At 62.9% G+C, this 12384-nt stretch carries 12 protein-coding genes, 1 tRNA gene and 1 pseudogene; 10 read left to right on the top strand and 4 right to left on the bottom strand.

Annotated elements, in window-relative coordinates; translation table 11 throughout:
• The first annotated feature begins 70 nt into the window (after window positions 1-70).
• From AW06_RS01615 to AW06_RS01605, 3 genes are all read left to right on the top strand, one after another.
• Window positions 71-544 (top strand): hypothetical protein, encoded by a 474-nt coding sequence (locus AW06_RS01615; RefSeq protein WP_034944511.1) that lies wholly within the window; start codon window positions 71-73, stop codon window positions 542-544.
• A gap of 13 nt (window positions 545-557) precedes the next feature.
• Complete coding sequence (locus AW06_RS01610) at window positions 558-1598, top strand: hypothetical protein (protein WP_034944509.1); 1041 nt, start codon at window positions 558-560, stop codon at window positions 1596-1598.
• A 371-nt stretch (window positions 1599-1969) separates the two neighbouring features.
• Window positions 1970-2245 (top strand): hypothetical protein, encoded by a 276-nt coding sequence (locus tag AW06_RS01605; protein ID WP_034944506.1) that lies wholly within the window; start codon window positions 1970-1972, stop codon window positions 2243-2245.
• A 929-nt stretch (window positions 2246-3174) separates the two neighbouring features.
• Here AW06_RS01605 and AW06_RS01600 read toward each other — a convergent pair.
• Together AW06_RS01600 and AW06_RS01595 are read right to left on the bottom strand one after the other, a co-directional pair.
• Window positions 3175-3250 (bottom strand) — tRNA-Asn (locus tag AW06_RS01600).
• Window positions 3251-3637: 387 nt separating this feature from the next.
• Entirely contained in the window at window positions 3638-4282 is a 645-nt protein-coding gene (locus AW06_RS01595) for a protein-L-isoaspartate(D-aspartate) O-methyltransferase (RefSeq protein ID WP_046536279.1), read from the bottom strand.
• A 392-nt stretch (window positions 4283-4674) separates the two neighbouring features.
• Between AW06_RS01595 and AW06_RS01590 the strand changes: the two genes are divergently transcribed.
• Window positions 4675-5562 (top strand): DMT family transporter, encoded by an 888-nt coding sequence (locus tag AW06_RS01590; protein WP_034944503.1) that lies wholly within the window; start codon window positions 4675-4677, stop codon window positions 5560-5562.
• Here AW06_RS01590 and AW06_RS01585 read toward each other — a convergent pair.
• Together AW06_RS01585 and AW06_RS01580 are read right to left on the bottom strand one after the other, a co-directional pair.
• Window positions 5559-6389: an alpha/beta hydrolase gene (locus AW06_RS01585; protein WP_034944564.1), complete on the bottom strand. Its 831-nt coding sequence runs from the start codon at window positions 6387-6389 to the stop codon at window positions 5559-5561. The two genes, AW06_RS01590 and AW06_RS01585, sit on opposite strands and share 4 nt — an antisense overlap.
• A gap of 31 nt (window positions 6390-6420) precedes the next feature.
• Complete coding sequence (locus AW06_RS01580) at window positions 6421-6630, bottom strand: DUF465 domain-containing protein (RefSeq protein WP_034944500.1); 210 nt, start codon at window positions 6628-6630, stop codon at window positions 6421-6423.
• Between the two features lie 129 nt (window positions 6631-6759).
• On the opposite strand from AW06_RS01580, the gene AW06_RS19645 reads away from it, so the two are divergent.
• The 6 genes and pseudogenes from AW06_RS19645 to AW06_RS01555 all read left to right on the top strand — a co-directional run bounded on the left by AW06_RS19645 (window position 6760) and on the right by AW06_RS01555 (window position 12376).
• A complete protein-coding gene (locus AW06_RS19645; protein WP_273704279.1) occupies window positions 6760-6882 on the top strand; it encodes a hypothetical protein in 123 nt (40 codons plus the stop codon).
• Window positions 6883-6946: 64 nt separating this feature from the next.
• Window positions 6947-7267 carry a hypothetical protein gene (locus AW06_RS01575; protein WP_034921550.1) on the top strand — a complete coding sequence of 107 codons (321 nt, stop codon included), beginning with the start codon at window positions 6947-6949 and terminating at the stop codon, window positions 7265-7267.
• A complete protein-coding gene (greB, locus tag AW06_RS01570) occupies window positions 7239-7775 on the top strand; it encodes a transcription elongation factor GreB (RefSeq protein WP_046536278.1) in 537 nt (178 codons plus the stop codon). The genes AW06_RS01575 and greB overlap by 29 nt, the downstream gene beginning before the upstream one ends.
• Window positions 7776-7943: 168 nt before the next feature.
• On the top strand, window positions 7944-9863 hold the full coding sequence (htpG, locus tag AW06_RS01565) for a molecular chaperone HtpG (protein ID WP_034944497.1): 1920 nt from the start codon (window positions 7944-7946) through the stop codon (window positions 9861-9863).
• Window positions 9863-10339: pseudogene (locus AW06_RS01560) on the top strand (DNA-deoxyinosine glycosylase); the annotation flags it as partial. The gene htpG and the pseudogene AW06_RS01560, both read left to right, overlap by 1 nt.
• 234 nt (window positions 10340-10573) lie before the next feature.
• Window positions 10574-12376, top strand: coding sequence for a GspE/PulE family protein (locus tag AW06_RS01555; RefSeq protein WP_034944495.1), 1803 nt, complete (start codon window positions 10574-10576; stop codon window positions 12374-12376).
• The last annotated feature ends 8 nt before the right edge of the window (window positions 12377-12384 follow it).

The raw sequence follows: 12384 nt of genomic DNA, 5'->3' as shown, positions 1-12384 counted from the left end.
TTTGTGACCTATTTCAGTATAACATCGCCGCGTGAATCCCCCCACAACCCGCCGGCGAGGCCACAATGTCATGCTCTGCGGAGCCCTGGCCCTGGCAGGCTGGGCGCCTGTTGGGGCGTGGCTCGCGGAGCGGGTCGACGTTCCGTCATTCCGCCAGGCCGAGGAGTTCAAGCGCGCAGCTGCCCTGGAGCCGGTCGCGGCCGCGCTGGACTTCCTCAACCGCCTGGCAACCGCATCGCCGCCGATACGAGTCCGGCTGCCGGTGTCGATCGCGCTCGACGAGTATCGCCTGTCTATCGTGGACGCGCGCCTCGGTCCGTCGGGCGCCGCCGCCGCGACCCGATTGCAGCTCGACGACGGGAAGATGGGAGTAGCGCTCGCAGACCGGGCCCGCGACCTCTGCGCGGCGGGCCGCCGCTGCGTCGTGCGGCTGATCGGCTACTGGCGCGGAACGGTCGACGACGTCGGCCACCTCGACGTGAGACGCATAGACGGCCTGGTGCCAGACGCGGCGGCCGCCGCCGTCGAGGTCGAGTCCCGGTAGGCGGGCCTTCCCCGTGCCGACCAGCCCCCGGCTCACCGCCATTCAGCGGAACCTGAGGATCGCGAAGCTTGCCAGCGAGGATCCCCGCACGCGCTGTCACGCGGCGCTCGACCTGTGCCACGCCGCGTGGGCCGGAACCGACATCGCCCCGGCCGTACCGGCGCTGGCACTGGTCGCGGCGCGGCCGCACACCACGGACCTCGACGCCATGTGGGCGCAGCACGCACTCGAAGCCGCGGCCTTCGCCGGCGCGGACCTCACACCGGCCCTGCCCGTGTTGCTGGCGAAGATCCGCGAAAGAGTGAACCAGTACGCGGCTGCGGCGCTCCGCACCTGGGCGTCGCGGTCCTTCGACGCGGCGGCCGTCGTCCTGCGCGAGGTGCGGACGGCGGTCCCCCGGCCGTTGGGGAGAACTCGAGAGCTCGTCGACGAGCTCGAGTTCCTCTCGTCGCACCACGTGTCCGATGCGGAAGTCTGCTGGACGACGGACCGCAAGCGCGGCGTCCGCGCGCGGGCAGGACGGTTGTACTGGCGGTCGTCCCATGGATGGGATCTCGAGCAGTCCTGCCCGGACTTCGCCCGGCACGGCGTACCGCGCGAGCACCTGAAGTACTGGACCGGCAGCTGGCGGGTTCCGTTGCACCTGCAGAATACCGTGCGGGCGTGGCTGGAACTGCCGGCGATCGCCGAGACCGAGCAGGATCGCGCCCTCAAGGCTGTCGAGCGGGCGCTCGACGACCTGGCGGCCGCGCGCTTCGGGACCGAGCCGGATCACTGTGGGCTGTGCGCCGAGCTGGGGCCTTCGGTCGGCGGATCGCCCCTGAAGGGGTACTCGCTGCCGGCGGCGGCGGCTCGCCTGAAACCCGTGACCACCGTCGACACGCGCGGCGGCCTCTACCGGTGTCCCTCGTGCGGCACGCTGTACGAACGCCGGTACGAACACGACTACGAGCCGTTCGAGGAGGAGACCGACTGGGAAGGACTCTCACGTGTGACGCTCGACGAGGTGCGCCGGCTGACGATGTGCGAGGTGTTCGGTTCGGCGACGGAATGAAGCGCGGCCGCCTAGCACCCGGCGAGGCCGGGCATCAGCCACACCGCCACGCACCCGATACCCGTCAGGATGAAGGCTGCACCGGCCGCCTTGTACGCATAACCGATGGAGACGACGCGCCGACCCTTAAGCCGGATGCCGCGCACCACGTAGAAGTACGGCCCGAGACCTCCGGGCCGTGCAGCCACCAGGCCGCGCCGAAGGCGGCCAGACCCAGGCCGGCCTGGAGAGCGGCATACGCGAGCCGCTCGGCTCGCGTCGAGGCGGCCGCGAGGCCGACGAGCGCCAGGACGCCCAGCAGCACCGTCAGGCGGAGGGGCCTTCTCTGCGGCGAAGTGGTCATGGCGGGTATGAGCCCCGCAGGAGGACCGATGATGCGTTCCCGCCCCTGCTGCTTCACGCCGGCCCTCGTTGCGGCAGCCCTCGTCGCCACCATTGCGTCTGCCTTTGCCTCGCCGCCCGGGCGCGAAGACGCGCCGCGTCACGAGCAGGCCGCCAGGCCCGATCCTGCGTACGCGAAACCCATCGAGAGAGTCTGGGTCTATGCGAAGGACCCCGGCGGCGGCGTGCCCTTCGAGGCCATCTATGACGGCAGAACGGTCACGTTCGGGCCCGACGCGGCCCACGCCTTCCAGCTCGGCCAGTAGCGGATCGCGCTGAAAAGAACTTGGGAGCTGCGCGGCGCGGAGGGAGACACGTTCCGCGTGCGCACCGAGTACGGCCCGGGCCGGCGCAACGACCTGACCCTCAAGCTCCGGCGCGACGCACGCGGCGCCGTGGTCGGGATGAAGATTCGAGAAGGAAACGGCAGCACCGGAGCGCGGTACTACGTGCCTCGTCCGTCCTGAGCATGGACCCCATCGAGTTCCTCCGGGCGCACCCGCCGTTCGACCGGCTGCACTCCGGCATACGGCGGGAGCTAGAGTAGGGCCTCGAAATCAACTTGATGACACGCCCTAGACGAAGCCGAAGACGACTTCGTGGAACGGGTGAAGGTCGAAGCACTGGCTCGTACCGATCGCCGTCCGTGCTGCGTGCTTCTGTTGCCCGAGCAAGCACTGGAATGAGTACCCTGAAACGTCGCATGGCACGACTGGAAGACGTGCTGCTGCCGAAGCCCCGACAACCTGTGTGCATGCTGAGCGAGCGACGCCCCGGCCGAGGAATGGGCAGAATACCGGCGGCAGGTCGATTAAGCGGAAGCTGGTGGAGATTTCCTCATCCTGCTGGTGCCGATGAAGCCGACCGAAAGCCCGAAAACCGAGAAGGGTGTGACCTACTGTGGTAGGAACTGGACGCCCTAGCGCTGAAGGCGTCGATGCTTCCGTCCAAGCTCGGCCACAAGAGTGCGCTGGACGACGTGATGAAGAGTTTGTCGGGTACGGTGTTCGGGCCGGTGGCTCAGGCCAAGCTTTAGGCGTCCGATCAGGTACCACACGAAGTCTGGCGGTTGCCACCGAGCCGGGTCTTAGCCTGACGTTGATTCGGATTGCCCGGATTTGGCTAAATAGTGGCTACACGACAGACAGAAAGCAAAAAGGCCACCCTCTAGAGCGGCCTAACTGCTTGATTCATTTGGCTCCCCGACCTGGGCTCGAACCAGGGACCTACGGATTAACAGTCCGACGCTCTACCGACTGAGCTATCGAGGAACATGCAGGCGGGCAGTTTAGCCACTAGCAGTGGGTTCGTCAACATTCACTCGGCTTTTTTCGAGGGTAATTTGTTCTTTTTGAGAGATCGTCATTCGGGAGCGGGCCGGAATCCAGATTCGTCAATCCAATCAGGCTGCTAACCCTGACCCTCCTTTGAGTGACCGACTCGATGCTCGCTTAACCCCGCCGGAAAAACTTAAAATCAATGGGTTACGGGCAGAACAAATTTATCCTGGACCTTTTTCGAGGATCTCTTTTCATCATGAGAAAAGACCTTCGCAGCCGAGCAGGCGTTCGGCCGCCAGCAAAGATTCCAATGCCCCAAGGCCAACCGCAGCACGCGCAACGACGACTGGGTATAGCGGGGGAAAGTCCGACAGGCTTCTAGCGGCGGCTGGCGGTGCCGGTCATCGGTACGAAGCGCACCGGCAGGATGGCTTCACGCTGCAGCGCCTTTCCCCGTTTCCGCAGCAGATACAGGTTCTGATCATCGAGTTCTCCGACCGGAATGACCATGCGGCCGCCCTCCTTGAGCTGGTCGATCAGCGGCTGTGGGACGTGATCGGGGGCGCAGGTGACGATGATGGCGTCGAAAGGCGCCGCCTCCGGCCAGCCCAGGTAACCATCGCCGTGTCGCACGCTGACATTGCCGTAGCCGAGCCGGGCCAGATCGCCCTGTGCCCGGACGGCCAATGGCTCGACGATTTCGATGCTGTACACGGCACTCACCAGACCTGCCAGAATTGCCGCCTGGTAACCCGAGCCAGTTCCGATCTCCAGCACACGCTCGTTTGCTTGCGGTTCCAGCTTCTCTGTCATGAAGGCAACCACGTAGGGCTGCGAGATGGTCTGAGCATAGCCGATCGGCAGCGGTCGGTCGTCATACGCGTAGCGCCTGAACTGGGCCGGAACGAACTCATGCCGCGGCACCGTGGCCATCGCCTCGAGCACCGCGGGATTGCTGATGCCGCGCGTGCTGGCGCTCAATTGCTCTGCGACCATGCGCATTCGCGCGCGATTGTAGTCCATGTCGGCAGCTCCGGCAGCGTGGGTTACTAACAGTAGAGTGGACAAGAGTGCCCGCCACGGCGCCGCGAAACGTCGCCGCTGCTTTGGCGCTTGCCAAGGCATCGCTGCTGGGTCCGGCGCGGGTGGATGCGTTTTTTCGGACATCACGATCTCCCAAGAACTGTACAGGCGACACAGGACGATCCGCAGCGGGCTGCAATAAACACCCCCCGACAACACACCCGACGCTCGGCACTGACGAGCCGGCGATTACGGCCTGTCACCTGATCTGAGTATAGGTTCTCGGCAAGGCTTATGTCATCATTCATCTTCCGCAGTACCGGCAGGCTTCGCAAACTGTCCGGATTCTTTCACCCGCGCTGCCACGGCGGCACCGTTTCCGAGTTCCATTGATGGTTCCCCCTGTTCCTGGCGCAGGCACGCGCCTTGGCGGTTTCGTCTGTATCGTCGCTTCGGCGGCTGGTTTTGGAGCCATGCCGATCTTCGCCAAGCTGGCTTACGCCGAGAGTGTCGATCTGCCAAGCATGTTGTTCCTGCGTTTTGCGCTGGCCGGCCTGATGATGGCCTTGCTGATGCGCGTACGCGGGATGGTGTGGCCACGCGGCCGCAATCTGCTGCTGCTGGTGGCGATGGGAGGGATCGGCTACGTCGCTCAGTCGTTCTGCTACTTCGCCGCCCTGCAGTACGCGACGGCCAGCCTAACGGCGCTGCTGCTTTACCTCTATCCGGCGATCGTCACTGTGCTGTCGGCACTGCTGGCGCAGCGGCGACTGTCGCCACTGCGCCTGTTGGCGGTGGCGGCGGCGCTGTTCGGTACTGGTCTTGCCGTCGGCGGCAGCCTCGCCGGCAGTGTTCTTGGCATTTTGCTCGGAATCGGGGCGGCTTTGATCTACTCGGTCTATATCCTGGTCGGCGAGCGCGTTACACCGCTGGTCGGAGCGATGCCGGCAGCAACGGTGATCATGCTCTCGGCAGCGTTGGTGTTCGGGCTGATCGTGCTGTCGCGCGGCGCAGCTTTCCCGGCCTCGCCGGCGGCCTGGGCGGCCATCGGCGGCATCGCGCTGTTCTCGACAGTGGTGGCGATGATCACCTTCTTTGCCGGCATGGCGCGGCTGGGTGCAGCCGATGCGGCGACGCTGTCGACGCTCGAACCGGTGGTCACTGTGATTCTGGCAGCGATATTTCTTGGCGAGGCGATCGGCAGCTGGCAGATCGCCGGTGGTGCGATCATCCTCGCCGCAGTCGTCGTGCTGGCGCGCTCGAGCGCCCAGCAGCGCTAGCGGCCCTGGCCAGCGGTGTCCGCCGGGCTGGCGAGGAAGCTCAGGAGCTGTTCGACGACTGCTTGCGGCTGTTCGTTCATCATGGCGTGCCCGCAGTCGGGAATCTCGGCGCGCAGCACCTGGCGTAGGGCCGATTGCAGCGCCGGCAGGTTGCGGCGTGGTGTCATGCGGTCGCGGCAGGCAACCAGCAACAGTGTCGGGCATGAAACCTGGGCTGCGGCTTCGAGACCGCGCGCATAGTTGTTGCAATTGGCGAGGTCGATCGCCAGCGTGCCCGGCGGACTTCGGCGCATGATCGCCAGAGTCACGCCGGGCCCCCAGATGCCGTGGCCAGTGCCGCCGGAAAGCTGGAACTGCCGGGTCAGCGAATACTCGTTGATCATTCGAAGGACGCTGTCGGGATGGGTTGCGGCGCGTCCCAGCAAGGCCTCGGCCACCGGCATCGGCGCTGAGGAGCCGAGCAGCGCCAGCCGGTGCACGCGTTGCGGATGGCGTGCGGCACACTCGAGCGCAATCAGTGAGCCCATCGAATGACCGACCAGGATGGCCTGTTCGACAGCCGCGACATCGAGCAGCCGCGGCAGCCAGTCGGCGAGTGCCTCGATGCTGCGCAAGGGCGGTCCGCTGGAGAGGCCGTGCCCAGGCAGGTCGGGAACGAGAACCGCGCAGCCGGCAGCGGCCAGACCGCCGGCAACCTGCTGCCATGCATCGCGATCATTGGCGGCCCCGTGGATCAGCAGCAGCGGCGGCCAGCGCGAGCACGCCGGATCGAATCGCTGGCCGCCAGTGCCCAGGCGGCAGCGCTGGCCAGAGACGGTCAGTTGCATACGCGCCTTGTCAGCATGGTGGACCGTCGGATCAGGCCCGGTCTTCCGGCTCACTCAGGTGCTCGAGAAGCGCGATGCGATCCTTGAGCAGCAGCTTGCGTTTCTTGAGACGTCGAACCAGAAGGTCGTCGGGTGGCGGGTTCTGCATCAGGTGATCGATCACCTGGCCGAGATCGTGATGTTCGATCCGCAATTCTTGCAGGGTGGCGCGGTTTGCAGCGATCTGTTCTTGGGTCAGCATGATTGGCGATATCCCCAGGTTGTGAGTCGGATGAACCGGTCAAGGCTTGCCACGCCCAGTGGACGAGCATGCCAGAAACGACGGTGAGCCAGTTATCCTGCACGCCCGCCAGGCGATCACGGATGTGCGATGGCGGCGACGAAAAGGCTTGACCTGGAAGCTATGGTAGGCGCGCTAACGACAAAAAACAACGGCGGCGCGATGATTGCCGCCCTCAAAAAACTCGCCGCGCGCTTGGGACTTGCAGCCTGAGGTACTTTTGCGAATAGAATAGAGGATGCATTTGTAACTTTGAGACACCGCCGGGAGGAGGCAGATGGTTTACCACATTATCGTTTCGTTTGGGCGGGAAAGGCAGTACGAGTTCAAGTTCTCCCATACCGAACTTGCCGTCGGTTCTCCCGAAGAAGCGCGCCGCTGGTTTGACAAAGAATTTGCCGACCTTGAATGTGAACCCAGCAATCCGATGGGCAAGGTATTGATCATTGACAAGATTCTCAATGTCGCCCGGTACGGTGGCGAGCGGCGCTTCATCGACGGCAAGGACTGGGCGACCCGTTTTGCCCGTTACACCGCGCTGGCCCTGGGGCGCGATACCGTGCGTATCGATGTCGCCGCTTTCAATATCGGCTACTGATTTCGTCTTGCAGTTGCCGGAAGGGACTCGCAACTACATTACCCCAGGCGGACACGCGCGCATCCGCGCGGAACTCGAGCGGTTGTTGCGCGTCGATCGCCCGCAGGTCGTGTCCGTCGTGCAATGGGCGGCAGCGAATGGCGACCGATCCGAGAATGCTGATTACATTTATGGCAAGCGGAGGCTGCGCGAGATTGATCGGCGCATCCGCTTTCTGACCAAACGCCTTGATCTGGCCGAGATTGTCGATCCACTGACGCGGGCAAACACCGATCAGGTTTTCTTTGGTGCGACGGTGACCATCTGTGACCAGCAGGGACTTGAAAGCACTTACCAGATCGTCGGCGTCGACGAAACCGATTTCGCGCGCGGACGCATCAGCTGGGTGTCGCCATTGGCACGCGCGCTGCTCAAGTCACGGACGGGCGATACGGTCCGTTTTCAGAGCCCGGCCGGCTGGCGCGAGGTCGAAGTGCTCTGCGTCGAATATCTGGGCATCGAAAGTTGAAGTGCTCAGGGATCGATTCCCTGAGCATCGACGACTGACCGACCCTGGCGGCGACGGTGATCTTGCCGCCAGGGCTTGAAATCGCAGGCTCCGTCCCCATTTGTTGCTGCATTGCGCTTGCCTGGCGCTGCCAGCCATTCTTTTTCAACGTTTTTCACGGAGTCTCGCATGGGTGCACAGAAGGAAACCCTCGGTTTTCAGGCAGAAGTCAAACAACTGCTGAATTTGATGATTCATTCGTTGTACAGCAACAAGGAGATCTTTCTACGCGAGCTGATCTCCAACGCTTCCGACGCCTGCGACAGGCTGCGCTTCGAGGCCTTGAACAATGCCGGCCTTTACGGTGACGACAGCGATCTGAAGATCCGAGTCTCTTTTGACAAGGACGGACGGACACTCAGCATCTCCGACAACGGCATCGGTCTGTCGCGCGAAGAAGCGGTAGAGCACCTCGGAACAATCGCCAAATCGGGAACGCGCGAGTTCTTTGCGGCACTGACTGGCGATCAGGCCAGGGACGCGCATCTGATCGGCCAGTTTGGCGTCGGTTTCTATTCGTCGTATATCGTTGCCGACAAGGTCACGGTGCTTTCCCGCCGTGCCGGCCTCGAAGCCAATCAGGCAATCCGATGGGAATCGTCGGGAGAGGGCGATTTCACGATCGAGGTGATCGAACGGGCGCAGCGCGGCACTGAAGTGACCCTGCACCTGCGTGAAGGCGAGGACGAGTTCCTGTCGAACTGGAAAGTGCGCGAGATCATCCGCAAGTATTCCGACCACATCACCTTGCCGATCGTGATGAAGAAGGAGGAATGGAACGAGGAAAAGAAGGCGCAGGTCGTCACTGACCAAGACGAAACCGTGAACCAGGCCTCAGCCTTGTGGACTCGCCCCAAATCGGAGATCAGCGACGAGCAGTACAAGGAGTTCTACAAGCATGTCGCGCATGATTTCGAAGATCCGCTGGCGCATGTGCACGCCCGTGTCGAAGGCAAGCAGGAATACACGCAACTCCTGTACATCCCGTCGCGCGCGCCCTTCGACCTCTTCGAGCGTACCGCCCGCCATGGCATCAAGCTCTATGTGCGTCGCGTCTTCATCATGGACGACGCCGAGCAGCTGATGCCGCTTTACCTGCGCTTCGTACGCGGGATCGTCGACTCCAACGATCTGCCGCTCAACGTCTCACGTGAAATCCTGCAACAGTCACGCGACATGGAGAGCATTCGTGGTGGCTGCGTGAAGAAGGTCCTCGGCCTGCTCGAAAGCCTTGCCGACAGTGAAGAGGAGGCCGACAAGGAAAAGTACGCAAAATTCTGGAAGGAATTCGGCCGCGTGCTCAAGGAAGGTGTCGGCGAGGATTTCACCAACAAGGATCGCGTCGCCAAACTGCTGCGCTTCGCCTCGACACATGCCGATACGCCGGACGAGAACGTCTCGCTCGCCGCTTACGTGTCGCGGATGAAGGATGGCCAGGAGAAGATCTACTACGTCACCGCGGAAACCTTCACCGCCGCCCGGCACAGCCCGCACCTCGAGATTTTCCGCAAGAAAGGCATCGAAGTGCTCCTGCTCTCCGACCGCGTCGATGAATGGGTCACCGGTCATCTCACCGAGTTTGACGGCAAACCGCTGCAATCGGTGGCCAAGGGCGGGCTCGATCTCGGCAAGCTCGAGGATGTGGCCGAGAAGGAAGAGGCCGAGAAGGCTGCCGACGAGTACAAGGAACTGCTCGGGAAGATCAAGACGACCCTGGGTGACAAGGTGAAGGACGTTCGCGCCACGCATCGCCTGACCGATTCGCCTTCGTGCCTGGTGGCCGATCAGTACGACCTCGGCGGCAATCTGCAGCGCATCCTCAAGGCCGCCGGCCAGCAGGCGCCGGCGAGCAAGCCGATCCTGGAAATCAACCCGAAGCATCCGGCGGTACAGCGTCTGAAATACGAAGAGACCCGTTTCGACGACTGGGCCAATCTGCTGCTTGAGCAGGCGACGCTCGCTGAAGGCGGTTCGCTCGATGACCCGGCCGGTTTCGTCAAGCGCATCAACGACCTGATGCTCGCTCTCTCGCTGGGCAGCGGCCGTTGATCACCGGCGGCGGGCCGGCGCTATTGCATGGTCTGCCGCCGATTCTCGATGCCGGCGTGGGGAGCCTGATTCTCGGCAGTTTCCCTTCGCCGGCCTCGCTGGCGGCAGCGCATTACTATGCGCACCGCCAGAATCAGTTCTGGCGCCTGTTCGGTGCCCTTCTCGCCGAGCCCTTGCCCGAACTCGATTACGCCGACAAGCAGCGGCGTCTGCTCAAGCATGGCATCGGGGTCTGGGATGTCTATCGCCAGTGCCGGCGCGAGGGCGCACTTGACACCGCGATCCAGTCGCCGGTGCTCAACGATTTTGCAGGATTGCGTCGCGATGCGCCAGCCTTGCGGCGCGTCTTCTTCAACGGCCAGACCGCCGGCAGATGTGCCGTCTGGTTTCAGCAGCAGGGCTACGAAACCTGCGTCCTGCCTTCGACCAGTCCGGCGTATACCCTGGCTTTTGAGCGAAAACTCGCGCTCTGGCGAGCGGCGGGGATTGGCGTGCCGTCAGGAAACCAACTAACGGCCATGACTATTCCAGACACCCTTGATCATGAAAGTCATGACCGTTTCCCTCCTCTCCCGCGAGTCGAAAGGGAAGGTTCGTGAGTTCGCTGACGCGACTTTCGCATTAACACACCGCCCGGCTGCCGGCATTGAGCCACGGGGGCACTGTCCGGTATAGTGCCTGATGCTCGAACATCCACATGGAACACTGAAATGTCCCAAGCGTCCCAAGCTGTGGTCAACACCGTCCATGAACATCGCCTGACGCTGGCGGAAGTCCTCAAATGGTTGCTTGAGGATGGCCTGGTCAGCGCGCCCGACGCCGATAATCTGGTGAAGGAGAGTCGCCTCAAGCGTCTGGCGGCGCATCCTCTGGTGATCATTGCCGATCAGAAGTGGAAGACGCAGAAAGAGCCGCATCGGCCATTGACTCTCGAAGAACTCGGCGAGTGGCTGGCGCGCAGGGTCGGCCTCGAGTACCAGCACATCGACCCGCTGAAGGTCGATTTCACGGCGGTGACGGAGGTCATGTCGAGTGCCTATGCGACGCGCTATGGCATGCTGCCGATTCAGGTGACGACACGTGAAGTCGTGGTGGCGACGACCGAGCCTTTCCTGCGGGACTGGGAGAAGGAGATCAAGGCGATCGTCAAGAAGGAAATCCGCCGGGTGATTGCCAACCCGGTCGACGTCGCGCGCTATCTGGTCGAGTTCTACAATCTCGCACGCTCGGTCAAAAAAGCCGCCCAGCTCGGCGGACCAACCGGCAACCTGTCATCGTTCGAGCAGTTGGTCGAACTCGGCCGCACCAATCGCCAGTTCGATGCCAATGACCAGCATATCGTCAACATCGTCGACTGGCTCTGGCAGTATGCGTTCGACCAACGTGCCAGCGACATCCATATCGAGCCACGGCGCGAAATCGGTATCGTGCGTTTCCGGATCGACGGAGTTCTGCATCAGGTCTACCAGATCCCGATGAGCGTCATGGCGGCGATGGTCAATCGCGTCAAGATTCTCGGCCGCATGGACGTGGTCGAGAAACGGCGCCCGCAGGATGGCCGCATCAAGACTCGCACTGCCGATGGCCTGGAGGCCGAACTGCGTCTGTCGACGCTACCCACCGCTTTCGGCGAAAAGTTGGTGATGCGGATTTTCGATCCGGATGTCCTGGTCCGCAGTTTTGCCGACCTCGGCTTCACCGATGACGACCAGACGCGCTGGAAGGAGATGTCGGAAAGGCCGAATGGAATCATTCTGGTGACCGGCCCCACCGGTTCCGGCAAGACCACGACGCTCTATTCGACGCTGAAGCAGCTCGCCATCCCGGCAGTGAACGTGTGTACCATCGAAGATCCAATCGAGATGGTCGAACCGGCGTTCAATCAGATGCAGGTACAGAATGTCATCGACCTCGGTTTCGCACAAGGCGTGCGTGCGCTCATGCGGCAGGACCCGGACATCATCATGATCGGAGAAATCCGTGACCTGGAAACCGCCGAGGTGGCGATCCAGGCCGCCCTCACCGGCCATCTCGTGCTGTCGACCCTGCATACCAACGACGCCCCGGCAGCGATCACGCGCCTGCTCGATCTCGGCGTTCCCTCGTATCTGCTTGGCGCGACGGTACTCGGCGTCATGGCGCAGCGCCTGGTACGCATCCTCTGCCCGCATTGCAAGCAGGTGCATCAGGCCAGCCCGGTCGAGGAAAAGATGTGGGATCAACTGGTCGCGCCCTGGAAATCGAATCGTCCGGCGCGCTTCTACCGACCGATCGGCTGTCTCGAATGCCGAATGACCGGTTACCTCGGGCGTGTCGGACTGTACGAGATTCTGCTCCTGTCGCAGGATATCAAGCTGGCGATCAGTGAAAACAAGGATATCGCCAAGATTCGTGACATGGCTTACCGGGAGGGCATGAAACCCCTGCGCATTTCCGGAGCGATGAAGGTTGCTGCCGGCGTGACCACTCTCGCCGAAGTCTTCAAGGTTGCGCCGCCGGTTGAGCAGGCCTGATTCGCCGT

The sequence above is a fragment of the Candidatus Accumulibacter cognatus genome, from assembly GCF_000584975.1.
Classification (GTDB): domain Bacteria; phylum Pseudomonadota; class Gammaproteobacteria; order Burkholderiales; family Rhodocyclaceae; genus Accumulibacter; species Accumulibacter cognatus.
This window is presented reverse-complemented; position numbering and strand designations above follow the sequence as displayed.

Bases quoted from the DNA above. Each gene is read 5' to 3' on its own strand.
- AW06_RS01615 (WP_034944511.1), top strand. From the start codon at position 71: ATGCTCTGCGGAGCCCTGGCCCTGGCAGGCTGGGCGCCTGTTGGGGCG.
- AW06_RS01605 (WP_034944506.1), top strand. From the start codon at position 1,970: ATGATGCGTTCCCGCCCCTGCTGCTTCACGCCGGCCCTCGTTGCGGCA.
- AW06_RS01595 (WP_046536279.1), bottom strand. From the start codon at position 4,282: ATGGACTACAATCGCGCGCGAATGCGCATGGTCGCAGAGCAATTGAGC.
- AW06_RS01590 (WP_034944503.1), top strand. From the start codon at position 4,675: ATGGTTCCCCCTGTTCCTGGCGCAGGCACGCGCCTTGGCGGTTTCGTC.
- AW06_RS01585 (WP_034944564.1), bottom strand. From the start codon at position 6,389: ATGCAACTGACCGTCTCTGGCCAGCGCTGCCGCCTGGGCACTGGCGGC.
- AW06_RS01580 (WP_034944500.1), bottom strand. From the start codon at position 6,630: ATGCTGACCCAAGAACAGATCGCTGCAAACCGCGCCACCCTGCAAGAA.
- AW06_RS19645 (WP_273704279.1), top strand. From the start codon at position 6,760: ATGGCGGCGACGAAAAGGCTTGACCTGGAAGCTATGGTAGGCGCGCTA.
- AW06_RS01575 (WP_034921550.1), top strand. From the start codon at position 6,947: ATGGTTTACCACATTATCGTTTCGTTTGGGCGGGAAAGGCAGTACGAG.
- greB (WP_046536278.1), top strand. From the start codon at position 7,239: ATGTCGCCGCTTTCAATATCGGCTACTGATTTCGTCTTGCAGTTGCCG.
- htpG (WP_034944497.1), top strand. From the start codon at position 7,944: ATGGGTGCACAGAAGGAAACCCTCGGTTTTCAGGCAGAAGTCAAACAA.
- AW06_RS01555 (WP_034944495.1), top strand. From the start codon at position 10,574: ATGTCCCAAGCGTCCCAAGCTGTGGTCAACACCGTCCATGAACATCGC.